At 70.2% G+C, this 26,255-nt stretch carries 19 protein-coding genes; 10 read left to right on the top strand and 9 right to left on the bottom strand.

Features of this window, described 5'->3' with window-relative positions:
- The first annotated feature begins 72 nt into the window (after positions 1-72).
- Positions 73-903 carry an aldo/keto reductase gene (locus DEJ05_RS11070; protein WP_111046181.1) on the top strand — a complete coding sequence of 277 codons (831 nt, stop codon included), beginning with the start codon at positions 73-75 and terminating at the stop codon, positions 901-903.
- Between the two features lie 98 nt (positions 904-1,001).
- On the opposite strand, the gene DEJ05_RS11065 is transcribed toward DEJ05_RS11070, so the two are convergent.
- Positions 1,002-2,147, bottom strand: coding sequence for a class I SAM-dependent methyltransferase (locus tag DEJ05_RS11065; protein WP_071404391.1), 1,146 nt, complete (start codon positions 2,145-2,147; stop codon positions 1,002-1,004).
- Between the two features lie 123 nt (positions 2,148-2,270).
- Here DEJ05_RS11065 and DEJ05_RS11060 point away from each other — a divergent pair, with 123 nt between their 5' ends.
- Positions 2,271-4,316, top strand: a complete 2,046-nt coding sequence (locus DEJ05_RS11060; RefSeq protein WP_111110428.1) for a hypothetical protein — start codon at positions 2,271-2,273, stop codon at positions 4,314-4,316.
- Positions 4,317-4,392: 76 nt separating this feature from the next.
- On the opposite strand, the gene DEJ05_RS11055 is transcribed toward DEJ05_RS11060, so the two are convergent.
- Positions 4,393-5,706: a right-handed parallel beta-helix repeat-containing protein gene (locus DEJ05_RS11055; protein ID WP_181440708.1), complete on the bottom strand. Its 1,314-nt coding sequence runs from the start codon at positions 5,704-5,706 to the stop codon at positions 4,393-4,395.
- Between the two features lie 264 nt (positions 5,707-5,970).
- On the opposite strand from DEJ05_RS11055, the gene DEJ05_RS11050 reads away from it, so the two are divergent.
- Together DEJ05_RS11050 and DEJ05_RS11045 are read left to right on the top strand one after the other, a co-directional pair.
- The gene (locus DEJ05_RS11050; RefSeq protein WP_111029722.1) at positions 5,971-7,896 is read left to right on the top strand and encodes a hypothetical protein; all 1,926 of its coding nucleotides are present in this window, start codon (positions 5,971-5,973) and stop codon (positions 7,894-7,896) included.
- Between the two features lie 79 nt (positions 7,897-7,975).
- Positions 7,976-8,500 carry a hypothetical protein gene (locus DEJ05_RS11045; RefSeq protein ID WP_111029721.1) on the top strand — a complete coding sequence of 175 codons (525 nt, stop codon included), beginning with the start codon at positions 7,976-7,978 and terminating at the stop codon, positions 8,498-8,500.
- 77 nt (positions 8,501-8,577) lie between these two features.
- Here DEJ05_RS11045 and DEJ05_RS11040 read toward each other — a convergent pair whose 3' ends face one another.
- The 4 genes from DEJ05_RS11040 to dnaK all read right to left on the bottom strand — a co-directional run bounded on the left by DEJ05_RS11040 (position 8,578) and on the right by dnaK (position 12,687).
- Positions 8,578-8,988, bottom strand: a complete 411-nt coding sequence (locus tag DEJ05_RS11040) for a heat shock protein transcriptional repressor HspR (protein ID WP_110865490.1) — start codon at positions 8,986-8,988, stop codon at positions 8,578-8,580.
- A gap of 125 nt (positions 8,989-9,113) precedes the next feature.
- A complete protein-coding gene (locus DEJ05_RS11035; RefSeq protein WP_017886377.1) occupies positions 9,114-10,118 on the bottom strand; it encodes a DnaJ C-terminal domain-containing protein in 1,005 nt (334 codons plus the stop codon).
- A 41-nt stretch (positions 10,119-10,159) separates the two neighbouring features.
- Positions 10,160-10,819, bottom strand: coding sequence for a nucleotide exchange factor GrpE (locus DEJ05_RS11030; RefSeq protein ID WP_082046895.1), 660 nt, complete (start codon positions 10,817-10,819; stop codon positions 10,160-10,162).
- 2 nt (positions 10,820-10,821) lie between these two features.
- On the bottom strand, positions 10,822-12,687 hold the full coding sequence (gene dnaK / locus DEJ05_RS11025; protein ID WP_071404963.1) for a molecular chaperone DnaK: 1,866 nt from the start codon (positions 12,685-12,687) through the stop codon (positions 10,822-10,824).
- Positions 12,688-13,087: 400 nt separating this feature from the next.
- Here dnaK and DEJ05_RS11020 point away from each other — a divergent pair, with 400 nt between their 5' ends.
- The 6 genes from DEJ05_RS11020 (at position 13,088) to DEJ05_RS10995 (ending at position 20,721) form a co-directional block, all read left to right on the top strand.
- On the top strand, positions 13,088-15,574 hold the full coding sequence (locus DEJ05_RS11020; RefSeq protein WP_146245081.1) for a hypothetical protein: 2,487 nt from the start codon (positions 13,088-13,090) through the stop codon (positions 15,572-15,574).
- 92 nt (positions 15,575-15,666) lie between these two features.
- Positions 15,667-16,095 carry a DUF3060 domain-containing protein gene (locus DEJ05_RS11015; RefSeq protein ID WP_111029719.1) on the top strand — a complete coding sequence of 143 codons (429 nt, stop codon included), beginning with the start codon at positions 15,667-15,669 and terminating at the stop codon, positions 16,093-16,095.
- 122 nt (positions 16,096-16,217) lie between these two features.
- Entirely contained in the window at positions 16,218-17,582 is a 1,365-nt protein-coding gene (locus DEJ05_RS11010; protein ID WP_111029718.1) for a polysaccharide biosynthesis tyrosine autokinase, read from the top strand.
- A 14-nt stretch (positions 17,583-17,596) separates the two neighbouring features.
- Positions 17,597-18,238, top strand: a complete 642-nt coding sequence (locus DEJ05_RS11005) for a sugar transferase (RefSeq protein ID WP_111029717.1) — start codon at positions 17,597-17,599, stop codon at positions 18,236-18,238.
- Positions 18,235-19,521 (top strand): glycosyltransferase family 4 protein, encoded by a 1,287-nt coding sequence (locus tag DEJ05_RS11000; RefSeq protein WP_181433162.1) that lies wholly within the window; start codon positions 18,235-18,237, stop codon positions 19,519-19,521. Before DEJ05_RS11005 ends, DEJ05_RS11000 begins: the two co-directional genes overlap by 4 nt.
- Before the next feature lie 57 nt (positions 19,522-19,578).
- Entirely contained in the window at positions 19,579-20,721 is a 1,143-nt protein-coding gene (locus tag DEJ05_RS10995; protein ID WP_111029715.1) for a glycosyltransferase, read from the top strand.
- A gap of 1,612 nt (positions 20,722-22,333) precedes the next feature.
- Here the strand turns inward: DEJ05_RS10995 and DEJ05_RS10990 are convergent.
- From DEJ05_RS10990 to DEJ05_RS10980, 3 genes are read right to left on the bottom strand one after another with little or no spacing between them, the layout of a single operon-like run.
- Positions 22,334-23,713 (bottom strand): right-handed parallel beta-helix repeat-containing protein, encoded by a 1,380-nt coding sequence (locus tag DEJ05_RS10990; RefSeq protein WP_146245080.1) that lies wholly within the window; start codon positions 23,711-23,713, stop codon positions 22,334-22,336.
- 26 nt (positions 23,714-23,739) lie between these two features.
- Positions 23,740-24,918 (bottom strand): glycosyltransferase, encoded by a 1,179-nt coding sequence (locus tag DEJ05_RS10985; RefSeq protein ID WP_111110427.1) that lies wholly within the window; start codon positions 24,916-24,918, stop codon positions 23,740-23,742.
- Between the two features lie 41 nt (positions 24,919-24,959).
- Positions 24,960-26,252 carry a lipopolysaccharide biosynthesis protein gene (locus DEJ05_RS10980; protein WP_181440707.1) on the bottom strand — a complete coding sequence of 431 codons (1,293 nt, stop codon included), beginning with the start codon at positions 26,250-26,252 and terminating at the stop codon, positions 24,960-24,962.
- Positions 26,253-26,255 lie beyond the last annotated feature (3 nt).

Raw genomic sequence — 26,255 nt, 5'->3', positions numbered from 1 at the left:
CGGCACGCCCGGGGTCGCCGTTCCTGGGTGTTGGCGGAATGGGCGCTGAGGGGCGTTTGGTTGCATGACACCATGACCGTTCCGAACATCACCCTGAACGACGGCAAGACCATCCCGCAGCTCGGCTTCGGTGTCTTCCAGATCGACCCCTCCGAGACGAAGGCCGCCACACTGGCCGCGCTCGAGGTCGGCTACCGCCACATCGACACCGCCGAGATGTACGGCAACGAGAAGGAGGTCGGCGAGGCGATCGCCGAGTCCGGCATCGACCGTTCCGAGATCTTCGTCACCTCGAAGCTCAACAACGGCTTCCACGCCCCCGAGGCGGCGCTGGAGAACGGCAAGAAGTCGGCCGACCTGCTCGGCGGCTACACCGACCTGTTCCTCATCCACTGGCCGCTGCCCACCGTCTCGGACTTCGTCCCGACGTGGAAGGCCCTCGAGGAGCTGTACCACGCCGGCACCGCCCGCTCGATCGGTGTCTCGAACTTCCAGGCGCACCACCTGCACCGCCTGCGTGCCGAGACCGACGTCCCGCCGTCGGTCAACCAGATCGAGGTGCACCCGTACCTCGCGCAGGACGAGCTCCGCGCCGTGAACCGCGAGCTCGGCATCGCGACCGAGGCCTGGTCCCCGATCGCGCAGGGCCTCGTCCTCGACGACGAGACCATCACCCGCGTCGCCTCGTCGGTCGGCAAGTCCCCGGCCCAGGTCGTCCTCCGCTGGCACATCCAACGCGGCGACATCGTGTTCCCGAAGTCGGTCACGCGTGCCCGCGTCGAGGAGAACTTCGCGATCTTCGACTTCGAGCTCTCGGACGAGGACATGACGGACATCACCGCCCTCGACAAGGGTCACCGCACGGGCCCCGACCCCGACACGTTCGACTACGTGCCGGCCTGATCGGTCCCCCACCGCACCACGTCGCGAGAGCCGTCCGGGTCAGCCCGGGCGGCTCTCGCCGTCCGTGGCCGGTCAGCGGTTGGTCGCGACCGAGGCCGTCACCGGTTGGTCGCGACCGAGGCCGTCACCGTGAACTTCGGGGTCCGGACGACCTCACGGGTCGGACCGACCAGGCGCGAGAGCACCGGCCGGTAGCGCAGGTGCGTGTTCCAGACGCACCACAGTTCACCGCCGGCCTGGAGGATCGTGGCCGCGTTCCGGAACATCGCCTCGGCCGTGTCCGTGGTCACCGTGGTGTCCGCGTGGAACGGCGGGTTGCAGAGCACGAGCTGTGCGGACCCCTCGGCGAGCTCGTCGCCCGCGTCGGTCCGCAGCACCGTCACCCGGTCGGCCACGCCGTTGGCCTCCGCCGTCGCGCGCGTCGACTCGACCGCGATGCGGGACACGTCGGTGGCGATCACCCGCACCGACGGTCGCCGACGAGCGACTGCAGCCGCGATCACGCCGTTGCCGCTCCCCAGGTCCACGATCGTGCGCGCGGTCGGGACCGCCTGGTCCATCGCGTCGAGCAGCACCCGCGTGCCCTGGTCGAGCGACGTCCCGGCGAACACACCCCCGTGGGCGACCAGGGTCATGCCGAGGTCGTCGACGTGCACCGACCGGGGCCAGGGGTTCGTCGTGGCGGCGCGGTTCGCCTGTGCGCGGAGCGGGTCCTGCGCGATGAGCAGTCGCGACTTGCCACGGCCTCGTGATGCCGTAACCTCGCCGAACGAGCGCCGGAGCACGTCGTTCTGCGTCACGTGCATGTACTTCACGTTGCCGCCGCAGAGCAGCACCACGTCGGGCGCGGCGAACCGGGCGACGGCGCGGGCGATCTCGTCGAGGCGATCGTGCGACTTCGACAGCCGCAGCACCACGAGCCGCACGTCGCGGAACGCGTCCTCGAGCGAGTCGGGGTGGTGGAAGCCGCGCAGCCCGAACGTGCCGGCGTTGGCCTCGAGCGCCCGCTCCCCCACCAGGGAGTCCTGCACGACGCGGATGTCGCTCGCGCCGTACTGCGTGATGAGGCCGAGCGTCAGCACCCCGTACCGGTCGTCGACGACCGCGACCTCGCCGGGTTGGCGGAGCGCGTCGCCGTGCACGTGCGGGGCTTCGTCGAGCAGGAAGCGGTCGGTGCCGTCGATCGCGATGAGGTCGGGCGCGTCGTCGTCGCGTCGGCGGAAGAGGTCGGCGAAGTCTGGCACCGCGTCAGCGTACCCGGCGGCGGCCCGCACCGGAGCGAGTGGTGATCGCACTCGCGATATCAACAGGCTGCGTATTTCACATGTCAATACACTGGGAATCCCCCCCACCAGAAGGAGCCCCCAATGGCATCCACCTCGTTCCGGAGCGCCGCAGTCGTCTGCGGTGTCCTCACCGCCTCACTCGGCTTCGGCCTGCTGACGCCCGCCGTCGCAACCGCGGCCACCACCACTCCCGCGTCATCGTCGGGCTCCACCGTGCAGGAGGACAATCCCGACTTCGACGCCATTCCCGTCGATCCCTCGCTGACAGCCCCGAAGTTCCACCAGGACTGGAGCACGCCGTTCGGCTCCCGCATCGTCGCCGGGGATGCCGGTGGGGACGACGTCTGGCTCGTCATCGGCAACAAGGCCTACGACCGCTCGACCGGGGGCGGCCTGTTCTTCCTGAACGTGCAGGACCGTCACCAGGACGCCGGACTCGAGGTGATCCGGGTCCACACCGCCGCCGACGGCACCCAGACCCGCGGTGAGCGCATCCCGATGCCGCGGAGCATCCGTGTCGACGGACTGCAGGAGCAGAACACGTACACGCCGGGCACGACCCACTTCGCTGGCAGTGCGACCGCAGGAGCCACGATCGTCGCGAAGGACACCGTGTCCGGTGACACCCTGTTCACGACCGACGTCAGCAACGCTCGGAACGGCAGTGGCTCGTGGAGCGCCGACGCCGACCTCGCCGACGCCGACCACGTGATCACCCTCACGCAGACGACGCCCGACGGTCGGACCAACGAGCTGCGCGACGTCCGGTTCGCACCGTCCGCGAGCGACGCCCCGGCCGCACCCACCCTCGAGACCACGGAACGGCGCCTGGACGGCTCGTTCGTGGTGACCGGTCAGTACGCGGAGTCCGTCGGCTCGGTCGTCGTCGAAGACGCATCGGGAGCGACGATCGCCGAAGCGACCCTCACCCAGTCCGGCTACGTCGCACAGGTCCCGCAGGAACGCATCGGCTCGACGGTCTACGTCGTCGCGAAGGCGGCAGACGGGACACCCTCGAGCCGCACCGCAGCCCCGCTCGCGCAGCTCCCGACGGACGCGTCCGTGCCGAAGCCGACACTGCGCTCGGTCTACGTCCACACCGACGGCCGGGTCCAGGTCGTCGGCGAACCGGACGGCGCTCCGGGCCTGTGGATCCTCGACGGCGACCGTGTCATCGACGGCTTCTCGCGCAGCGATCTCTGGAGCTACGTCATCCGCGCGCAGGAGACCGGCAAGCAGCTCGAGATCGCGAACCTCGGGTTCGACGGGCAGGGGTTCTCGTCCCTGTCGGAGCGCGTGGCCCTCCCCCGTCTCCTGCAGGTCGACGGCATCACGGACGACAACACCTACAAGCCGGGGGCACGCGCGTTCGAGGGGACGGCCGAGGCCGGTGCGACGATCACCGCCACCGACCAGCGCGGCCGTGAGCTCTTCACGACGCCGGTCACCGGTGCGCGCTCCGGCGTGGGGACATGGAAGGCCTCGGCCGCCCTGACCAGCACGGCCGGGTACGAGCTCACCTTCACGCAGACGACCACCGACGGCCGCACGTCCGTGATGCGGGACATCGCCTTCGAAGCCGAGGCGCAGACCGTCGCCCCGGTGACGGTCACCACCAAGACGGTGACCGCCGGCGTCTCGAACCACATCGCCGGCACCGCCACCCCCGGCGCGACATTCCGGGTCCTCAACCCCAGCGGGACCCAGATCGTCCCCGGCACCCACCAGGTCACCGCCGACGGCACCTGGTCGTTCGACCGCGTCGTCTCCAAGGGCGCCACCAAGCTCGACATCGTCATCGAACAGACCGTCAACGGCACCCCGAAGAAGTCCGGCGTCTTCTCCCTCGCCGCGTCCGCGGAACGGAACGTCACGGTCACGACGAAGACGGTGACCGCTGGCGTCTCGAACCACATCGCCGGCACCGCCACCCCCGGCGCGACATTCCGGGTCCTCAACCCCAGCGGCACCCAGATCGTCCCCGGCACCCACCAGGTCACCGCCGACGGCACCTGGTCGTTCGACCGCGTCGTCTCCAAGGGCGCCACCAAGCTCGACATCGTCATCGAACAGACCGTCAACGGCACCCCGAAGAAGTCCGGCACCTTCTCCCTCGCCGCGAGCTGATCGCCGCACCACCGCTGAACCAGAACACCCCCGGGCCCACGAGGCTCCGGGGGTGCTCTGCGTCGGGGGCGAGAGGTCAGCCGGTCGTCACCGTCGCTCCGCCGTGGGCGATCCGGACCCGTGCCGTCCCCCAGGTGTTGTGCCGGACGGCGAACCGGTTGTCCGCGTCCCCGAACCGGACCGCCACGGCCAGCGCGTGCGGTGCGGACTCGAAGTGGTTCCGCGTGACCACGCCGTGGTTCGCTCCCGCACGGACGTTCACCCCGACCCCGGTGCCACCGACCCCCACGATGCGGTTCCCACGGACCGCGACCGACGCGTTCGAGTGCGCGAGGCAGACGGCGTTGTCGACGCTCGCCTCGATCCGGTTGCGGGCGACCACCATCCCCCGAGTCAGCTTGAGCAGGATGCCCGCCTCACCCGAGGACCCGCCGCCACCGGTCACGACGTTGCCCGAGACCACTCCCGTTGCCCGTGGCCGAGTGGAACCGACGGTCGTTCCGGCACCGCTCACGATGATGGCGGACCCCGGTGCGAGACCCGGTGACCTGGTCACGGTGTTGTCCGCGATGACCAGTCCGATCGGCGCCACGCTCGTCTGTTCCCGATCGGCGGGGTCCTTCGACGGCACGGCGGCGATGCCGACCCGGCAGCCCGTCACGACGTTGCCGCGGATCTCGATGTCCTCGCCGGCGTGCGTGTCGATGCCCTCCCAAGCGGGGACGCCGTCGATCCGGTTGCCCGTCACCCGGACCCGAGCCGACCGGCGGGCCTCCGAGGGGGCGTACCGGGCGTCACGCGTCAGGGAGATGCCGTAGGAATTGACTCGACGCGCGGGCTGCCGGACATCTCGCACCGTGTTGCCGTCGATGGCCCCGTCGACGACGCCGACCCCGACGATGCCCGCGTACCCGAGGCGCTCCATGGTCGTCCCGGTGATCTCGAATCGGTCGCAGTACTCCAGGTGCACACCGTCGTGCGGGATGTCCCGGAAGTGCCCGCGTCGCACGGCGATCCCGTGCAGCGGAGCACCGTGAAGCCCCATCACCGCGATCCCGTGGCCGAGGGCCCCGCTGTCGGCACCGGCGCCCGTGATCACGGCGTCCACGATCTCGACGTCGGACACCTGCACCAGGAGGGCACTCGACCCCGTCGTCATGTGGAGGGCACCGGTGCCGGTGAACCGCAACCGCAGTGGACGCCGGACGACGAGGCTCCGCGAACGCGTCCAGGCCCGGTCGATCACGTACTCCCCTCCGGAGGGCACCGCGTCCAGTGCCGTCTGCAGGTCGTCGTCAGCGTCGCCCACCGCTTCGGTGGATCCGGGGCGTTGCCCCAGGACCACGGCCGCCGCCAGCCCGAGTCCGCCGACCACGGCAGCGACCAGCACACGACGCCGACTCCGTTCCTCTGGCCGCACCCGATCGTCCATCCTTGCCCCTGTCGTCGAGCCGATCACCCGGCCTTGCGCCGCAACACTACGGCGCGCCAGGCGCCGTGTCGAGACGTCGGAATTTCAGAATACGGAAGGCATTCTGTATCTCGCGTTGCCGCATAGTCGATGGGTTTTCAGCTCTGATATGTTGCGTTCCGATCAGGTCACACGGACCCGATCGGTACCGCCCATCCACCCTCAGAGACGAGAGAGACATCGATGACGAGACACCCCCGCAGGACCACCGCTCGCACGGCAATCGGCCTGACGGTCCTGACGATCGCCGCGACCGCCGGGCTGTCCCCGGCCGCCGCCGCTGAGCTCGACGAGTCGGAGCTGACCATGGTCGGCCCGCTCGTCACCGAGACCTCGGCGTTCGCCGGCGACCCGTCCACCCCGCGGTACAGCGCCCCCTCGGCGGCGGCGGCGGCCGGCGCAGAGATCCCGGCGAACCGAGCGAGCACCCTGGCTGCCGCTCGGGCTGCAGCCGTGCGGTGGTCCGTCCCGGCCCCGGGAGCGGTCACCACCGTGCGGCCCCTCTCCGCCCCTGATCTCTGCCTGACGGCCGGGACCGCGTCGATCACGAGCTACTCGCCCGTCACCCTCGAGACGTGCGTCGACGGTGACGCCAAGCAGCGGTTCCGCACCGCGGCGAACACCGGCTCGAACAACCCGATCGGCACCGGCCTGCAGTCGACCTACAACCGCGGGTTCCTCGGGCTGTTCAACACCGACCGGGTGATGCGCCTGCAGTCCCAGAACGTCGCCGACCGACTGCCGAACACCGAGGACTTCACGCCCTCGTTCACCGCACGGGTCGACTCCACGGACGTCACGACGCGGAGCGCCCAGGTCTCCGGCACGGGGACCCCCGACGCGACGGTCCTCATCGACGGTCGGAACCCGCAGGTCGTCGGGCCCGACGGTCGCTGGACGGCCCGCGTCACGAACCTGCCCCTCGGCACCAGCACCCTCGAGCTCGAGCAGTACGAGGGAACCGAACGCACCGGCGCCGCAGAGCTCGAGATCACGCTGACGGTGGCACCGCTCACGTTCGAGACGACCTTCGCCGACGCCCTGTCCGATCCGGTGACGGCCAGTGGGAGCGCGCAGCCCGAGGCCGCGGTCCGCCTCTACGACTCCGCGGGGAACCAGCTCGGCGACACGGTCACGGCAGGTCCGGACGGAGCGTGGGAGACGACGATCCCCGCACCCGATGCCGGCGGTGTCCTGCGGGTCACTGCCGCACAGTTCGTCGACGGCGTCCGCGACACCGCGAACGAGGTGACCCGCAACGTCGACTACGGGGCCGCGGTGAGCATCGCCACCCCGGCCGAGGGCGCCGCCCACGCTGGCGGTTCGGTCTCGATGTCGGGTAGTGGCGAACCGGGGTCCACCATCGAGGTGGTCGAGGTGACCGCCGACGGCGAGCGCACGGTCGGACGCAGCACCGAGGGGGTCCTGCCCAGCGGCCGCTGGTTCGTCGACACCGACTCGCTGGACCGAGCCGAGCACGTCCTCCGCGTGGTCCAGGGCTCGAAGGGCGACAACACGACCACCGCACAGGTCACGATCAACCCCGGCGAGACCGGCCGCCTGACCGAGGTCCGACTCTCGGGGCCGGCGACCGTCACCCCCGGGGTGTCGAACCGGATCTCCGGGACCGGCGAACCCGGCGCGAGCTACCGCGTCCTGAACGTCTCGGGCACGCAGATCGTGCCCAGCACGCACCAGGTCGACGACGAGGGCAAGTGGTCCTTCGACCGGGTGGTGACGAGCGGTTCCGCGAGCTTCCAGTTCGTCATCGAGCAGACGAAGGGCGAACAGGGACCAGAGCCGTCCGAGCTCTTCACGATCGCTGCCAACGAAGGCTTCGCGCCGGTCGAGATCACCACACGCGCCGTCGACCCCGGCGTCCTGAACACCTTCGAGGGCACCGGACCGGCCGGGGCGACGATGGTCGTGCTCAACGCATCGGGCACACAGATCGTGCGCGGCACCGTCACGGTCGACCCCGAGGGCAACTGGAGCTTCGAGCGGGTCGTCTCCCGCGGCGCCACGAAGTTCCAGTTCATGTTCCGGGTGTCGATCTCGGGGACCACCTACGAGACGGCGCTGACTGAAATCTTCGCGAACACCCGGTGACCGCCTGTTGAGAGAGGGGCGCGCGGCTCTGCCCGGGCGCCCCTTTTGTATTTCACATTGATACACATATGCTGGAGAGATGAACAAGCTCAAGCATGCTCGGCCCCTCCGCGGCCTGTCCATCATCCTCGCCGCCATCGCAGCGATCACCCTCGTCCCCACGGCGGCACACGCCGCCACCGGCGACGCGCCCGACACCACGGAACGCATCCCTCTTGTGGTGGAACGGCAGGCCGACGTCTACATGCCGTTCGACCTCCGATCGGACGGCGCGGTGGTCGCGTCGGCAGGCATCCTCACCTCGTTCGAGGGCGCCGCATCGCGCGCGGCGACGGTCACCGCTCCCGCCGTCGGCAAGACAGGTCAGGTGACGTTCGAGAACGGGAAGTGCCTACAGGCCTTCGGTCCGAACGGCAACGGGTGGACCATCGTCTCGAACTCGTGCGACTCCGCGCGCACACTATGGACTCGAACCGATTCGGGGGCCCTGCGGATCACGGGGACTCCCGCTCGAGCACTCGAGTACTTCGGCAACGCGAACACGATCACGGCTCGGGCCGTCACCGGCTTCGAGTACCCGGTCGGCGTCGCTCCCACTCGCTGAGAACTCCCACGAACGGACAGCGGACGCCTCCGAGCAGGAGGCGTCCGCGCTGTCCGCCGTCGGCACGAACACCCGTGTCAGCGCGGTCCGCGGTACAGCACGATCTGAGTGTTCCGCTGCGGCCGCGACCCCGCCTTGAGCGAGATCGCCGCACCGCTGGCGGTGGCGGCGAAGACCCGCGCGCCTGGCCGGTTGATGAGCTGGTCGGCCAGCGCCGACTCGAGTTCGCGCACCCGGTCGCGCAGCGCCTTGTTCTCGTTCTCCAGGTCGAGCACCCGCCGGATCCCCTCCAGCGACACTCCCTCGGAGCCGAGCCGCGCGATCTCGCGCAGCTGCGCGACGTCACGCATCGAGTACCGCCGCGATCCACCCCGGGTGCGGCCCGGTACGACCAGGCCGAGCCGGTCGTACTGCCGCAGCGTCTGCGGGTGCATCTCGGCGAGCTCCGCAGCGACCGCGATCGCGAAGACGGGCGAGTTCTCGTCCATGTCGGTCATGGCGCGTTCCTTTCCGTAGTCCGCGTGGGGTGGAAACCAGCCTGGAGGCTCGGTGCGGCTTCCTGACGGAGCCGCGCCGGGCCTCCAGACCGGTCTACTGCTGTGGTTGCGCGACGCTAGTCACGCGCCTTGGCGAGGAGGTCCTCGCGGGGGTTCTCGTCGGGCAGCGCAGCCGCGAGTGCCTCGACGGCCTCGCGCTGCTTGTCCGACAGGTGTGACGGCACCGCGACCTGGACGGTCGCGAGCAGGTCGCCCGTGCCGTTCTTCGTCGTGACGCCGCGGCCCTTGACGCGCAGGACACGACCCGACGGTGTGCCGGGGGCGACCTTGAGCTTCACGGGCGAACCGCCGAGCGTCGGGACCTCGATCGTCGCGCCGAGCGCTGCCTCGGTGAACGTCACGGGGACGTCCACGCGCAGGTTGAGCCCGTCGCGCTCGAACACCGGGTGCTTCCGCACCGACACGGCGACCACGAGGTCACCTGCCTCACCACCGTCGGGCGAGGGCTCGCCGCGGCCGCGCAGACGGATCTTCTGACCGTCGGCGACACCCGCGGGGATGCGGACGTTCACCGGTCGACCGTTGCCCTGCGACAGCTTGACGGTGTCACCGGCGATGGCCGTCGTGAAGTCGAGGGTCGTCGACGCCGTGACGTCGCGGCCCTTCGTCGGCCCACCGAAGCCGCGGTAGCCGCCGGAGGTCTGGCCGAAGCCGCCACCCCCGCCGAACATCCCGCCGAGGATGTCCTCGAAACCGCCGGCACCGCCGGGGCCGCCCTGGCCGAAGCGGACGCGCTGTCCGCCACCGCCCTGCTGCCCGAACATCCCGCCGAAGACGTCCTCGAACCCGCCCTGGCCCCCGCCGCCCGCCGTGAAGCGAGCGCCGGAGCCCATGGCGCGCACCTGGTCGTACTCCTGGCGCTGCTCCTTGTCGGAGAGCACCGAGTACGCCTCGCTGATCTCCTTGAAGCGGTTCTCGGCGGCGGCGTCACCCGGGTTGGAGTCCGGGTGGAACTGCCGCGCGAGCTTCCGGTACGTCTTCTTCAGCTCGGCGTCGGAGGCGTCCTTGGACACGCCGAGGACCTTGTAGAAGTCCTTGTCGAACCAATCCTGACTGGCCATGGATCACCTGCCTTCTTCTGTCGTCACCGTGGGGACCCGGCTCAGGCCGGGACCGCCACCGCGACCTTGGCCGCGCGGAGGACCCGCTCACCGAGCTTGTAGCCCGGCTCGACGACGTCCGCGACGGTCTGTCCGGTGGCACCCGGGGTGGGGAGCTGGACGATCGCCTCGTGGATGTTCGGGTCGAACGCCTCGCCCTTCTCGCCGATCTGCACGAGCTTGAACTTCTCGAAGCCCCCGCGGATCTTCTGGCCGATGACCTGCATCGGGCCCTCGGCGAGGTCACCGTGGGCCTCGGCCCGGGTGAGGTCGTCGAGCGCCGGCAGCAGGGCCCGCACCACTTCGGCGATGGCGACCTCGCGGTTGGCCTCACGGTCACGCTCGACGCGCTTCCGGAAGTTCACCAGCTCGGCCTGCGCTCGGAGCATGTCCGCACGCATCTCGGCGACGAGGTCGCGGTCCTCGGTGCTCAGCTTGTCCTCGGCGATGCCTCGGGCGGCGTCGGCGAGCAGCGCTTCGTCCTCCGGGGAGAGGTCGTTCGCTGCATCGGCCGCCGGGCCCCCGGCGGCGGGGCCGTCCGTCGGTACTTCGACGTCGGGCCCCTCCGCCTCGATGAGGTCCTCGGGCTCGGCAGCGTTCGTGGCGTCGCCCTCGACCTGGGGCTCGTCCTCGTGGGGCGCGTTGTCCTTGGGATCCGTCATCGTTACTTCTTGTCCTTGTCGTCCTCGTCGTCCACGACCTCGGCGTCGACGATGTCCTCGTCGTCGGCCGGCTGCTCACCCGCGGGCTGCTCGCCACCGGCGGTGCCGGCTGCTGCGTCCTGCTGGCTGTAGATGGCCTGGCCGAGCTTGCCCTGCGACTCGTTGAGCTTGTCGAAGGCGGACTTCACGGCGTCGTCGTCCTCGCCCGCGAGTGCGGACTTGAGCGCGTCGACGTCGGCCTGCACCTCGGACTTGACGTCCGCGGGGAGCTTCTCGTCGTTCTCCTTGATCAGCTTCTCGATCGAGTAGACGAGCTGCTCGGCCTGGTTGCGACGCTCGTTGGCCTCGCGACGGGCCTTGTCCTCGGCGGCGTGCTCCTCGGCCTCGCGGACCATGCGCTCGATGTCCTCCTTCGGCAGCGACGAACCGCCGGAGATGACCATCGACTGCTCCTTGCCGGTGCCCTTGTCCTTCGCGGACACGTGCACGATGCCGTTGGCGTCGATGTCGAAGGTGACCTCGACCTGCGGGACGCCACGGGGAGCCGGTGCGATGCCGGTGAGCTCGAAGGTACCGAGCGGCTTGTTGTCGCGGGTGAACTCGCGCTCGCCCTGGAAGACCTGGATGGCGACCGACGGCTGGTTGTCGTCAGCGGTCGTGAAGGTCTCGCTCCGCTTGGTCGGGATCGCGGTGTTGCGGTCGATGAGCTTCGTCATCAGGCCGCCCTTGGTCTCGATGCCGAGCGACAGCGGCGTGACGTCGATGAGCAGGACGTCCTTGCGCTCGCCCTTCAGGACACCGGCCTGCAGTGCGGCGCCGACGGCGACGACCTCGTCCGGGTTGACGCCCTGGTTCGGGGACTTGCCACCGGTCAGCGACTTGACGACCTCGGCCACGGCGGGCATGCGGGTCGAGCCGCCGACGAGCACCACGTGGGCGATGTCGTTGACCGAGACACCGGCTTCCTTGATGACGTCGTTGAACGGCTTCTTGGTGCGGTCGAGCAGGTCGGAGGTCATCTGCTCGAACTGTGCGCGCGAGATGGTCTCGTCCAGGTTCAGCGGGCCCTCGGCGGTGAGCGTCAGGTACGGGAGCTGGATGTTCGCCGACATCTGCGACGACAGCTCCTTCTTGGCCTGCTCAGCCGCTTCCTTCAGACGCTGCTTGGCGATCTTGTCCGTGGACAGGTCGACGCCGTGCTCGTCCTTGAACTTCTTGACCAGGTAGTCGACGATGCGCTGGTCCCAGTCGTCGCCACCGAGGCGGTTGTCACCGGAGGTCGCGCGGACCTGGATCGTCGAGAAGTCGTCGTCCTTGCCCACCTCGAGCAGGGAGACGTCGAACGTGCCACCGCCGAGGTCGAAGACCAGGATGAGCTCGTCTTCCTTGCCCTTGTCGAGGCCGTAGGCCAGTGCGGCCGCGGTCGGCTCGTTGATGATGCGGAGGACGTTGAGGCCGGCGATCTCACCGGCGTCCTTCGTGGCCTGACGCTCGGCGTCGTTGAAGTACGCCGGAACGGTGATGACCGCGTCCGTGACGTCCTCGCCGAGGTACTGCTCGGCGTCACGCTTGAGCTTGCCGAGGGTGCGGGCCGAGATCTCCTGCGGCGTGTACTTCTTGCCGTCGATCTCGGTGGTCCAGTCAGTGCCGACGTGACGCTTGACCGACGCGATGGTGCGGTCGACGTTCGTCACGGCCTGGCGCTTGGCGGTCTCGCCGACCAGGACCTCGCCGTCCTTGGTGAACGCCACGATCGAGGGCGTCGTGCGCATGCCCTCGGCGTTGGCGATGACGGTGGGCTCGCCACCTTCGAGAACTGCGACGACGGAGTTGGTGGTTCCGAGGTCGATGCCTACTGCACGTCCCATGTGTTGCTCCTCTTGCTTGGGGTAAGTCGTTGGACTTGCGTCCGATGGGCTCAATTCTACTCCTGAGTCGACTGGAGTCAACTTCAGGGAGAGCGAACCTGCGTCAGTCCCACTCAACTCCCAGCCCGGCTTGACGCTCGAGCGAGGCCGTATGTTGGTATTTCACATGATATTCTGGATGTACATGCGCCGTTGGAGTACCTCGACGGGCGTGTCCCTTCCCGCACAGCCGCCGTCGCGCGGCCTGTCCTGAAAGATGCACATGTCTCACAAGAAGAGGGCTTCCTTCGCTCTCAAGTCCATGGGTGCCGCCGGCCTGGTCGCAGCCACCATCGTCAGCGGCCTTTCCTTCGGCGCCACCGCATCCTCCGCTACCACGTCCTCCCCCATGGAGACGCCGGTGAACATCGGAACTGTCGCCAACTACTACAAGAGCGGATCGGGCTTCGCAGCTCTCGTATCTTCCACATATGGCGGCTTCTACGGGACACCCCAGACCTACAGCACCGAGGCGCAGGCGATCGCTTCCGCTTCGAAGGTCACGATCTACCGGTGGGCCGACGGTACGCTGAACTTCAAGAGCGCCTCGAGCAACTGTGTATTCATTGCTCAGTGGGACGACTCTTACTCGTTCGGTGCCGGGTACGGCTTCTCTCGATCCAACCCGACGTCCGGAACCTGCACACACGAGTCAGGGCGCTTCCGCCTCGACTCGAGCGGGCGCTTGATCCAGGTGCAACGGAACACCGTGCTCGGGTCCACGCGTGGATCGAATGCCGGTGGCACGGGACGCCTCATGTTTCTCGGAGGGTCAGGCTTCCAGTTCGCCGGAATCGCGGAACAGGTCAGGAAGTCTGAGCAGCACGACCTCGTCGCGGCAGTGAAGGCCGTGAACAACATCGCGAAGAGTGCGGTCGTCTCCGGGACAGCGACGCCGGGCGCGAAGGTGTCGATTGGCGGCCAAGAGGTCGAGGCCGACAAGACCACCGGCGCATGGTCGATGACGGTTACTGAACTTGCCGCGGGCATGAACGACCTGGTCGTGATCCAGAAGATCGACGGCACGGAGTTCGACCGGAAGCCCGTCTCAGTCACGATCGTCGAGGGCGGCGGCCTCTTCGCCGTCGACCAGGGCCCGGTCGAACTCGAGCGCGGCGAGACCACGAAGGTCCCGTTCGTCGTCGAGAACCGCGTCTCGCGCACGGACACCAAGGGCACCGTGGTGCTGACCGCTCCGGATGGTGCGACCTTCTCCGAGCAGGACACCGTCCAGGGCTCGTGGCGTCGCGTCGGCAACACCGCGTGGAACGCCTCCACGTCGATCCCGCTCACCAACGGCCGCCTGTCGAACGACAACACCACCCTGACGTTCGACGCGGACTGGGCCAGCGAGCGTCCGGCCGACCAGCAGTACCGCTTCATGGTCGACGTCACCGCTGCGGCAGATGCGCCCGAGGCGCCGAGCGCGATGGAATTCGACTTCAGCGGAACGAGCAGCACGAACGACTTCCGTGCACAGGGCTCGACGTCCACCACGATCGGGACCTCCGTCGTGGACCTGACCGCCGAGGTCGCGTCGGTCGACAACGAGGCCCGCTCGGCCGTGGTGACCGGTACCGCCACCCCCGGTGCCGACATCTCGATCGGCGACGAGACCGCCAAGGCCGACGCCACCACCGGCGCCTGGTCCATCACGGTCGACGACCTCGAGGTCGGCGACAACGCCCTCGTCGTGGTCCAGAAGATCAACGACCGCGAGATCGACCGCAAGACCGTCACCGCGACGGTCGAGGGTCGCACGGAGCTGGCCCCGATCACGCTGTCCGGTCCGGCCTCGGTCACCCCGGGTCGCTCGAACACCTTCACCGGTACGGCCGAGCCCGGCGCCACCTTCCGCGTGCTCAACGTCTCCGGCACCCAGATCGTCCCTGGGACCTTCGAGGTCGGCGCCGATGGCCGCTGGAGCTTCGACCGCGTCGTCTCCAACGGCGCGTCGAACTTCCGCTTCGTGATCGAGCAGACCAAGAACGGCCAGGTCGCCAAGTCCGAGCTGTTCACGGTGAACGCGTCGGCCCTCGCACCGGTGACCGTCACCACGCCGGCCGCCGTCCGTCCGGGGCTCTCGAACACCTTCACCGGCACGGCGGAGCCCGGCGCCACGTTCCGCGTCCTCAACGTTTCCGGCACCCAGATCGTCCCCGGCACGTTCGAGGTCGACGCGCAGGGCAACTGGACGTTCGACCGGGTCGTCTCCGCTGGTGCGTCGAACTTCCGCTTCGTGATCGAGCAGACCAAGAACGGCCAGGTCGAGAAGTCCGAGCTGTTCACGATCAACGCCGCGGCACTCGCCCCGGTGACCGTCACCACGCCGGAGCGCGTCACCCCGGGCCGCTCGAACACCTTCACCGGGACCGGTGAGCCCGGCGCGACGTTCCGCGTCCTGAACATCTCGGGCACGCAGATCGTCCCCGGCACCCACGACGTCGACGCCCAGGGCAACTGGACGTTCGACCGCGTCGTCTCCAACGGTGCGTCGAACTTCCGCTTCGTGATCGAGCAGACCAAGAACGGCCAGGTCGAGAAGTCCGAGCTGTTCACGATCAACGCCGCAGACTTCGCTCCGGTCACCGTCGCCAACCGTTCCGTCACTCCCGGTGCCGTGAACACCTTCACCGGTACCGGTGAGCCCGGCGCGAGCTACCGCGTGCTGAACATCACCGGCACGCAGATCGTCCCCGGCACCTTCGAGGTCGACGCCGAGGGCAACTGGACCTTCGACCGTGCGGTCTCGCGCGGCGCGACCGAGTTCCGGTTCGCCCTCGAGCAGACCAAGAACGGCAAGGTCGAGCTCAGCGAGCTCTTCACCCTGCCGGCCGACACCAAGTAGCACCCTGGCCCCTCCCGTCCACGCGACGGGAGGGGCCTCCCCTTCTTCCGCACGGCGCCACCGCCGAACGAACTCCTCGGAGAGGAAACCCGATGAACACCACGATCCGCCGCGGTCTCGCCGCCGCATCCATCGCCCTCGTCGCCGCACTCGGCGTCACGGCGTGCAGCTCGTCCGACGCGAAGGACCCCGCCCCGACCGCCTCGAGCACCACGAAGGCGGCCCAGACCACCTACAACGAGTGCATCGACGGGGCCGTGCAGCTCTGGGATGACGACGAGGACTCCGACAAGACGATCACGACCGAGGACTGCGCAGCGGCGAACCTCATCAGTTCCGACCGCACCTACGACCTCGGCACGATCGACACCATCACCGTCGAGGCGAGCAACGCCACGATCTCGGTCTCCTCGACGAAGAAGGTCTACTTCAGCGGGTCGAACAACACGCTCACCTACAAGGGGGAAGCGCCCAAGGTCGACGACCAGGGCAGGGGGAACACCATCACGGCAGCCGGCTGAGTCCGACCGCCGACGGAGTCAGGAGGGGACGGGAGCATCACTTCCGTCCCCTTCTGCGCGCCGTATTGTTCTTTCAGATGTGATGTTTTACACTGGTCCAGCAACCCGACCGGAGGCTCCTCTTGAACTACCTCGCCGTCATCCGCGCCCTCCTCTCAGGCTGGTGGATCATCGCCGGTGCAACGCTCCTCGGAGCCGGTGCATCCCTCGTCATCACGAGCGTCACCCCACCCACCTACGAGGCGTCGACCTCGTACTACGTCTCGGTCGCCGGCGACACCTCGGCGACCGCGGGCGAGATCGCACAGGGGTCGACCGCCGCGCAGCAGAAGATCAAGTCGTACATGCAACTCGCGACCTCTCCCCGCGTGCTGCAGGGCGTGATCGACGAGCTCGACCTCGACACCACCCCCGCGGCACTCGCCTCCCAGGTCACCACCTCGGTCGACGCCGGCACCGTGATCATCAAGATCGCCGTGCAGGACGGGTCCGCCAAGGCAGCGGCCACGATCGCCGAGCAGATCGGCAAGAGCCTCGCCACGGTCGTGCAGGAGATCGAGCCCGCCGGCGCCGACCAAGCGCCGTCCGTCAGGCTCGAAGAGGTCACACCCGCGTCCCGACCGCTGAGTCCCATCGCCCCGCGCAAGGCCGCCGACCTCGCACTCGGTCTGCTCGGCGGTCTCGCAGCGGGCGCGGCACTCGCGCTGCTCCGCGCTGCGGTCGACACGCGCGTCCGCTCCAGTGAGGACCTGGACGGCGACGTCCCCGTGGTCGGCGACATCGCGTTCGACGCCGACGCTGCCCGGCACCCGCTGATCATCCGCGACGAGGTGAACTCGGCGCGGTCCGAGGCCTTCCGCAGCCTCCGCACGAACATCCAGTTCCTCCGGACCAGCGGCGCACCGACCATCGCCGTGACCAGCGCCAGGCCGTCCGAGGGCAAGACGACCACCACCGCCAACCTCGGGATCGCCCTGAGCAAGAGCGGCATGCGGACCGTCATCATCGACGCCGACCTCCGTCGCCCGAACGTCGCCGCCGTGATGAGCCTCGAAGGCGCCGGCGGGCTCACCGATCTGCTCGTCGGCCGCGTCGAACTCGACGACGTCCTGCAGGACTGGGGCCTGGACGGCCTCTCGGTCCTGCCCGCCGGCACGATCCCCCCGAACCCCAGCGAGCTGATCGGGTCCGAGGCGATGGCACGGGTCCTCGCCGAGCTGGCCGCCAACTACGACGTCGTCCTGGTCGACACACCGCCGGTCCTCGCGGTCACCGACTCGGCGCTCGTCAGCACGCTCGTGTCGACGACCCTGCTGGTCACCGCCGCCAACCAGACGAAGCGTTCCGACGTCCGACTCGCGATCGAGGCACTGGCCCGCGTCGGCCAGCAGGTCGCCGGCATCGTCCTGACCAAGACCAAGCACAAGGCCTCCCGGAGCGCGTACTACCGCTCTGAGTACAAGAGCGCTCGCCCTTCTGACCGATGACAAGGACACGTCCCATGCAGTCCCCCCGCCGCACGCGCACGCTCCGCGCCAAGCGCTGCTCCGACATCGTCGGCGCCTCCCTCGCGCTCGTCGCACTCGCTCCGGTGCTCGCCGTCGTCGCCGTCCTGGTCGCGGCTCGGCTCGGTCGTCCCGTGCTGTTCCGGCAGCCCCGCCCCGGGCTCCACGGCAAGACGTTCACCATCCTGAAGTTCCGCACGATGCTCGAGCCGGACCCCGCGGCCGGACTGGTGAGCGACAGCGACCGCCTCACGCCGTTCGGTTCGTTCCTGCGGTCGACGAGCCTGGACGAACTCCCCAGCCTGTGGAACATCCTGCGGGGCGACATGAGCTTCGTCGGGCCCCGCCCGACCCTCTGCCGGTACCTCGACCTCTACACCGCCGAGGAGTCCCGCCGACACGACGTCCTGCCCGGTCTGACCGGTCTCGCTCAGGTCCGTGGCCGCAACGCGCTCCCGTGGCCCGAGCGGCTCCGGTCGGACGTCGAGTACGTCGACACCGTTTCGCTCGGTCTCGACCTCCGCATCCTGCTCCGCACGGTCGTCGTCGTGCTCCGACGCGAGGGCATCGCCGCGCCGGGCCACGTCAGTTCCGACGTCTTCGAGGGGACCGCGGCGATGACGGGTGGATCACGGTGAGGACCGTCTGGATCGTCAACCACTACGCGCACCACCGCGAGCGGGACGGCCGCGCGACCCGGCACCAGCACCTCGCCGCGGGTCTGACCGAGCACGGGTGGCGCACGGTGGTCATCGCTGCCGGCACGGACCACCCGTCCGGCCGCTCCCACCTGCACGGGAGGACCCTGCGCGAGCGCTGGACGGGCGACGGGTACGAGTTCTGCTGGCTCCGCGGAGTCGACCACCGTGGTGCGGGCGCCCGCCGGGCGATCCGTCGCATCGCCGACATCGGCCTGTTCACCGCGCTGCTGCTCCGACCGGGCTCGCTCCGAGGGCTCCCCCGACCGGACGTCGTGATCGGCGGGTCCTTCCATCCCCTGGCCGCGTGGGGCGCCTCGGTGCTCGCTCGACGGATGGGCGTGCCGTTCGTCTTCGAGCCGCGCGACCTCTGGCCGGAGTCAGCCCTCGGGCTGGCGGGCATGACCGAACGGCACCCGGTGGTCCGGCTGCTCCGACGGCTGGAACGGACCGTCGTCCGTCGGGCAGCGCACATCGTCTCCCCGCTCGAGGGTGTCGGCCGGTACTATGCCGTCCGCGGCCAACCCACGCCCTTCACCTGGGTCCCGAACGGTGTCGCGCTCGACGAGCAAGCCGGCGAGCCCGATGAGCCCTCGGACGAGCCCGACGCACCCGACGCTGGCAAGAACGAGCCCGCTGACGACCGCTTCACGGTCACCTACATCGGCTCGATGGGGCCGGCGAACGCGCTCGAAGCCGTCCTCGACGGCTTCGACCTCGCCGCCCGCCGGGCAGCCGCGAGCGGCGGCCGGCGTCTGGTGCTCCGCATGGTCGGGGACGGATCGGACGTCAGCGCGCTCCGGGAACGCGCGTCGCGCCTCCAGGCCGGCGTGGACGTGATCTGGGACGGACGGGTGCCGCAGGACGACGCCCGCCGCATCGGACGCCGAGCGGACTGCCTGGTCGTCAACATGCACGACCTGCCGCTCTACCGACACGGCGTCTCGATGAACAAGCAGTACGAGTACATGCTGCTCGGCCGCCCGCTGCTCGTCGGAGCACCCGTCACGCTCGAACCGGTGGTCGCTTCGGCCAGCGGCCTGCACGTCCGGCCGGACGACCCCGAGGCGATCGCCGAGGGCATCCTCGCGCTCGCGGCGATGCCCGCCGCCGAACGCGAGGCCATGGGTGCCCGCGGCCGCGACCACGTCGTCCGCGAGCACGACTACCGCCGGCTGGCCGGCGTCCTGGCCGGCGTCCTCGACGACACCGTCGCCGCCTGACCCTCCCCTGTCCCGTCCCGTCCCGTCCCGTCCCGTCCCGTCCGAGGAAACCCGAGCATGCTCCCCGACATCGTCCACGTCTCCAGCGCCCACCCCTGGGTCGACAACCGCGTCCACCTGCGGGAAGCCGCGGCAGCCGCCGACGCCGGCTACCGCGTCCGCCTCATCGCGGTCGAGTCCGACCTCGGCGCCCCACCCACGGCCGTCGAGGTGGTGCGGATCCCACGGCGAGCGCGTGTCCGACGCATGGTCGTGTCGACGACGCAGGCACTCGCCCTCGCGCTGCGGTCGCGTGCCCGGGTGGTGCACCTGCACGATCCCGAGCTCATCTGGACCATCCCGGTGCTCCGGCTTGCCGGTCGCACCGTCGTCTACGACGCGCACGAGGACCTGCCCGACCAGGTCTGGGGCAAGGACTACCTGACCCACCGGCAGCGTGCCGTGTTCGCGTGGCTCTCGCACGGGCTGCTCCGCGTGGCCGGGACCGCGAACCGGGTGGTCACCGCGACCGAGTGGACCGGACGCCGGTTCCCGGCACCGCGCCGGATCGCGATCCACAACTTCCCCTTCGCGCGTCCGGAAGACGACGCCCAGGTCGGCCTGGAGGCGCGGCCCGCCCTGGTCGCGCACGTCGGCGTCCTGAGTCACGACCGTGGCATCGACGTGCTCGCGTCCGTCGTCGAGGAACCGTCGTTCCCGGCCGGATGGCGGGTCGAGATGGTCGGCTCGATCGACCGGGCGACGTCGACGGAGCGGTTGCGTGCCGCCGAGGCCACCGGCCGTGCTTTGCACGGCGGCGTCGTCGGTCCGATGGAGGCGCGCGACCTGCTCCTCCGCGCCCGGATCGGCGTGGTCCCCTTCCGTCGGACGCCCGTCACCGACCAGATCTTCCCGACGAAGCTGTTCGAGTACCTCGCGGCCGGACTCGCCGTCATCGCCACCGACATCCCCCTGTGGCGGCACCTGTTGCGCGGGGTCGAGTGCGTGACCTTCGTCCCCGCTGACGACCCCACGGCCATCGCCGAGGCGATCCGCCGGTACGCGGACGACCCCGCGCTCCTCGAGCGGCACGGTGCCGAGGCCCGGCGGGCGGCCGCGCGGTTCACCTGGGCTCCGGAGGCCGAGCGGTTGGTCGAGATGTACGACGAACTCCTGCCCGGCGTCCGCGCAGCGCGACCGACGCCGACGGCCACCCGGTGACGCGGGCGACGATCGACCGGGCCGAGCTCGCACGTCCGGTCGGACGGGTGACGGGCGTGTTCGTCGCGGTCGGGCTCCTCGGCCTCACGATGAACTGGATCTCGGCGAACCTCGTCGCACCGATCTTCTCGTACCTGGGGTACGGCTACGTCCCCGCACCCTGGCAGGCACTGCTCGTCGTCATCGTGCTGACGACCGGGGTGGCACTGACGCTCCCCCGGGTGCTCGTCCGGCCGTCGCACGTCGTGCTCTGGACGATCTTCGTGGTGTGCGTGAGCCCGACGATGATCATGAGCATCTCGACCGGGTACGTGTCCACCGCCACGGCGATCGCGCTGAGTGCCGCGGTCGGGACGGCGTTCGCACTGGTCAGCCTGGCCACGCCGAGCGTCGCGACTGCTCCGGCAGCCCGGGTCGAGCCGGCGGACGACGTGCTGGCCATCGGCGCGCGGCGGATCGACCGTGGCACGCTCACCTGGCTGGTGTGCGGCCTCTACTCCCTCGTCACCTACGGCCTGATGGCGGCCACGGTCGGCATCCACATCCGGTTCCTAGCGCTCGACGACATCTACGAGGTGCGTGCCGACTACTCGGCCGACGTCGGGACCGGCGGGGCCCTCGGGTACCTGTTGACCGGTCAGGCGTACGTGATCAACCCGCTGGTCCTTGCGCGCGGCATCTTCCGTCGCCGCCCGTCCCTGGTGGTCCTCGCCCTGGCCGGGCAGTTCCTGCTGTACTCGAGCACCGGGTTCAAGGCGGTCCTGTTCTCGTTCATCGCCGTCCTCGGGATGGCGGTGCTGTTCCGGGGCGCGAAGCCGGCGCGGTCGCTCGCATTCCTCGGCGCGCCCCTCGCGATCATGATCGTTTCCGCGGTCGCCGACGAGGTGCAGGGCGGCATCACCTGGACGTCGGTGTTCACCCGTCGCTTCATGCTGACGCCGGGGCTGCTGTCATCGGTCTACGTCGACTACTTCTCCGACAATCCCGTCGCCCGGTACGGGTACTCGTTCCTCAGCCCCTGGATCGAGTACCCGTACGATCTGCCGCCGCCGAAACGGATCTCCGACTACCTGGTGCCCGGGTCGGTGGGCTACGCGAACGCCAACCTGTTCGCCGACGGCTTCGCGAACCTGGGGTGGATCGGGATCTTCGTCGCGGCGGCCGCGCTGTTCGTCTGGCTGCGGTTCCTCGACGGCGCGAGCCGGGGACTCCCGATGCGGGTCGCGGCGATGGCAGTGGTGATGCCGAGCATCATGCTGTCCAACACCTCCATCTTCACGGCGATGCTCTCGCACGGGCTGCTGATGGGGACGCTGATCCTGCTGATCGCTCCGCGCAGCGGCTGGGAGCGGGCCTCGCCCAGACGGCGGCCCACCGCTCCGGGCGACGATCGGCTGCGAGCACGGTCCCGGGGCGGACGCCGTTCGGCACTCGTGGGCGGAGCACCCGCGCCCGCGCTGACACAGGCAGCGGCACCGGCACCGGCACCGGCACCGGCACCGATGCTGCTCCGCGCGGCGCCGGTGCAGGGTGCTGGGCGCCGCGATGCTGCAGCACGTGCGCGGACCGCTGGCCGGACCGACCGGCGGAAGGTGCCCGGCCGTCGGGCAGCTCAGCCCTCGCGGACCCGGAGCACCGCGCCGGCACCGGCCACGACCGCGGTCGTCGCCGCGGCCCAGTCGTTGTCCACGAGCACCAGGTCGTTGGCCGTCTGGCGGCACAGCACCCCGTAGACGGCACCGCTCTCGACGCTGCCCTCGTACCGGTTGCCCACCAGGTGCCCGCGGTTCTCGGTGGCGCGGACGTCGATCGCGACCGACGTCGCCGTGCCCTGTCGCCGCAGCCCCGCGATCCGGTTGCCGACGAGCGTGATGCCGTCGTTCGAGTGGTACAGGGAGAGCCCGCGACGGACTCCGCCCGGGCAGTGGTTGTGCGCGACGATCAGGTGCCGCGTCAGGTAGACGAGGACGGCCCCGTCGCGGTCGCCGTCCCCGTACCCCGTCACGGTGTTGCGGAGGACGATGCCGTTCGCCCGTTCGGCGGGGTCACCGACGGTCTCGCCCGCGCCGCGGATGACGATGCCGGACCCGGGGCCGGACGTCGTGCGGCGGACGACGTTGTCGATGACCGAGCAGTCGAGGGGCGCGTACTTCGTGGCGCCGGCGTTCGCCTCGTCCTTCGAGGGGACGATGGCGATCCCGACCCGGCAGTTCTCGACGAGGTTGCGGAGGATCGCGATGGACTGCCCGCCGTGGGTGTCGATGCCTTCCCACGCGGGGACGTCGGAGACGTGGTTGTCCGCGATGACGATCCGGGCCGAACGTGGTGCGCCGAGGAGCCCGGTGGTGGTCACGCGGACCGCCTCGATGCCGTACGAGTTCAGGTACGGCGCAGGCTGGGTCACCCGGGCGATGCGGTTGCCGCGCACCGTGCCGTCGATGCAAGAGAACATGAGCACCCCGGCGTAGCCGACGTCGGCGATGACGCAGTCCGCGACGGTGAACGCCGCGCAGTGGTCGAGCAGGACACCGTCGTGGGAGAAGTCGCGGATGTCGGCGCCGAGGATCCGGACGTCGCGGAACGGCCGGGTGACGGTGCCGACGACGTGGACACCCCGACCGAGCCCGGAGTGGTCCGCCCCGGAACCCCGGAGGACCGCGTCGATGATGGTGACGTCCGACGCGGCGACGACGACCAGGTCGATGTCGCGCGTGGTGGAGAGCGATCCGCCGACGAACCGGATCGTCATCGCGCGGTCGATCCGCAGCGGCTCGGACAGCGCCCAGTGCCGGGTCACGACGAGCACGGCACCGGCGTCGGTGGCCGCGACGGCGTCCTGCAACCGGGCGACCCCGGCGTCGGTCACCGTCCGGGCCGTGTCCGCCGGCGCGGGACTCGAGCGCCCGGACGCGGCGGCCGGCCGGGTCCCGGTGGCGAGCAGCGCTGCGGGGATCGCTCCGGCCGCGCCGAACAGCGCACCCCGTCGGCTCACGACCGACCGGGGTGTCCGGAGCGGCGTCACCGCCCGACGGCTTCCGGCATCGGCGAGGCGCCGGACAGCGAGCGGTACAGGTCGAGCAGGACGTGCTCTTCGTGGTCCCACCGGAAGCGTTCGAGCACCAGGGCGCGGCCGGCTTCGGCGTGCCGTCGCAGCAGCTCAGGATCGCCGTCGTACCGGCGGAGTGCGGCCACGACGGCTTCGGGGTCGCCCGGTGGCACCCACGTCGCGCAGTCGGCGCCGTCGAGCAGCTCCCGCCAGAGCGGGACGTCGGTGGCGACGACCGCCAGTCCGGCCGCCAGGTACTCGAAGAGCTTCGTGGGGATCGACGCCGCGTAGGCCGGCGTCGGCAGGAGTGGGAGGAGCCCGACGCGAGCCGTCACCAACAGGTCGCGGGCAGCGTGCGGTGCCAGGACGCCCCGGTGGTCGATGCGCCCGGTGTCGACCAGTGCGTCGAACGCACCGCGGTCGACCGCCGAGTCGATCGGACCGGCGGTGACCACACGCCAGCCGTCCGGGAGCCCGGGTGAGGCCGCGACGCCGGTCAGGACGTCGATCCCCCGGTCGCGGCTCATCGACCCGAGGTAGACGGCCACCTGACCACGAGCAGCGGCCGGCGGGGCGTCGGTGTCCTGGGCACGGAGCCGTGGGACGTTCCGGACCAGGACGGTCCGGTCGGCGCGGAAGCGGCGCGCGATGGTGGGCGTCGCGGCCACCACGGTGCGTGACCGGCGTGCGAGGGCCACTGCCGCGTGCGCCGCCACCGTGCTGCCACGGCGGGCGACGGGGCCGAGGTACTCCTTGCCCCGCACCTGCTCCGGCAGGTCTTCGTGGGCGTCGTACACCACCGTCCGGTGCAGCACGCGCAGGAGCGGGAGCGCCCACAACAGTTCGGGGTCGTGCAGGTGCACGATCGGCGCCCGGGACGACAGTGCCGCCCCGATGACCTGGACCGAGGACACCAGGACCCGTCGCCCGCGACGCCGAGCCGGGATGCGTCGGACGTACACCCCCGTCTCGGGATCGGGCAGGTGCCAGTCCGGATCGGCACCGACGCCTGCGGCAGCGACGGCGACCAACGCCGTGCGGTACCCGGCACGCGCTGCGCTCGCCGCAGCACGGAGGTGCACTCGGTTGTCGGTCCATGGGTGCGCACTCGAGACGTGGACGATGTCGAACGGACGCGGTCGAGAAGCCATGCACCGAAACTATGGGCCCGTTCACCCTCGACGCGAGTTATCTACATGTCATATTTTCGTCGGCGTCTGGTAGTCCGTCGACCGCTTGCGCCACGGTCGTGGATCCGGGCGGCCCGGAGGACCATGAGGAGCACCGCCGCGTACGAGATCGCCATCGCCGAGGCGAGCGACAGGAGCACGACGGGCATCGGCGCACCGAGCAGCGACGGCACGAGCACTGCCGAAGCGGACAGCGCGAGCCGTGCTCCGTCCCAGGCCAGTTGTGCTCCCTGCCGCTGCAGCATCGACAGCACCTGCGTGACCGGCGACACCGCGACCTGGATCGCGAAGGCCGGGACGAGCACCTGTGCGTACGTCCCCGAGACGGCCCACTCCGGGCCGAACACCGTCGAGAACACCGCCGGGCCGAGGAGCACCACCACCACCGCGGCCACCGCCCCGGCGAGCGCCAACCGCACGACGAGGCGGACCAGCAGCCCGCGGACCGGATCGGCCGAGCGGATGCGGAGTCCGAACGCCCCGGCGGCGTACTGCGCGGTCGCGTCGGCGACCATGCCGACGGGCGCACCGAGCACCCGCATCGTGAGGGCGACGAAGCCCGCGGCGACGCTGCCGTGCAGCGCCGCGATGAGCAGACCCGGAGCCTGCTGGCCGACGACGTTCAGCATCGAGGACCACGGCGTGATGACGAGGAACCGCCGGTGGTGACGGGCGGCGGCCGAGAGCGACCGAGGGGTGATCCGCCCGCCGTCACCCCGCCGGAACCGAACCATCCCGAGCACGGCCGCGATCCGGCCGACCGCCAGGCCACCCACCAGCCCGACCGGACCGGCCGCGGCCATCGCCAGGTTCCAGACGGACTGGCCGATGCCCTGGCAGGCGTTGCGCACGGCGATGGACCGGTGCTGCTGCCGCCGCGCGAGCACGGCGGAGGCGATTCGTTGCGCCCCCACCGCGACGACCGTCACGGGGACGGTCCACCACAGGTCTTCGAGGGCCGGTGCGGTGAACCACCGTGCCGCGTGTCCGCGGAGGACCCAAGCGACCCCGGCGGTGCCGACGCCGACGACCAGCGTCGAGAGCAGACCGAGTGCGACCAGCGCGCTGCTCGTCGCCCGGTCGTGTGCGACGACCAGCGCACGGTCGGTGCCGAGCGTCGCACCGGCTCCGAGGATGCTCGCGACCGCCGTGACGACCGCGAGCGTACCGAAGTCCGCCGGGGTGTACAGCCGCGTCAGCAGCGGCGAGATCGCCACGACGAGCCCCTGCCCGAGGACCGTGCCGACGAGGATCGTCGCGATCGCCGGGAGGCGCCGTCGGGGCGAGGACCGCACGGT

The organism is Curtobacterium sp. MCLR17_045 (assembly GCF_003234405.1).
Lineage (GTDB): Bacteria > Actinomycetota > Actinomycetes > Actinomycetales > Microbacteriaceae > Curtobacterium > Curtobacterium flaccumfaciens.
Note: the sequence above shows the minus strand (reverse complement) of the source record. Positions and strands in the feature narration are given on the sequence as shown.

Bases quoted from the DNA above. Each gene is read 5' to 3' on its own strand.
- DEJ05_RS11070 (WP_111046181.1), top strand. From the start codon at position 73: ATGACCGTTCCGAACATCACCCTGAACGACGGCAAGACCATCCCGCAG.
- DEJ05_RS10995 (WP_111029715.1), top strand. From the start codon at position 19,579: ATGCTCCCCGACATCGTCCACGTCTCCAGCGCCCACCCCTGGGTCGAC.
- DEJ05_RS11045 (WP_111029721.1), top strand. From the start codon at position 7,976: ATGAACAAGCTCAAGCATGCTCGGCCCCTCCGCGGCCTGTCCATCATC.
- dnaK (WP_071404963.1), bottom strand. From the start codon at position 12,687: ATGGGACGTGCAGTAGGCATCGACCTCGGAACCACCAACTCCGTCGTC.
- DEJ05_RS10985 (WP_111110427.1), bottom strand. From the start codon at position 24,918: ATGGCTTCTCGACCGCGTCCGTTCGACATCGTCCACGTCTCGAGTGCG.
- DEJ05_RS11015 (WP_111029719.1), top strand. From the start codon at position 15,667: ATGAACACCACGATCCGCCGCGGTCTCGCCGCCGCATCCATCGCCCTC.
- DEJ05_RS11005 (WP_111029717.1), top strand. From the start codon at position 17,597: ATGCAGTCCCCCCGCCGCACGCGCACGCTCCGCGCCAAGCGCTGCTCC.
- DEJ05_RS11035 (WP_017886377.1), bottom strand. From the start codon at position 10,118: ATGGCCAGTCAGGATTGGTTCGACAAGGACTTCTACAAGGTCCTCGGC.
- DEJ05_RS11040 (WP_110865490.1), bottom strand. From the start codon at position 8,988: ATGGACGAGAACTCGCCCGTCTTCGCGATCGCGGTCGCTGCGGAGCTC.
- DEJ05_RS11050 (WP_111029722.1), top strand. From the start codon at position 5,971: ATGACGAGACACCCCCGCAGGACCACCGCTCGCACGGCAATCGGCCTG.
- DEJ05_RS11030 (WP_082046895.1), bottom strand. From the start codon at position 10,819: ATGACGGATCCCAAGGACAACGCGCCCCACGAGGACGAGCCCCAGGTC.
- DEJ05_RS11060 (WP_111110428.1), top strand. From the start codon at position 2,271: ATGGCATCCACCTCGTTCCGGAGCGCCGCAGTCGTCTGCGGTGTCCTC.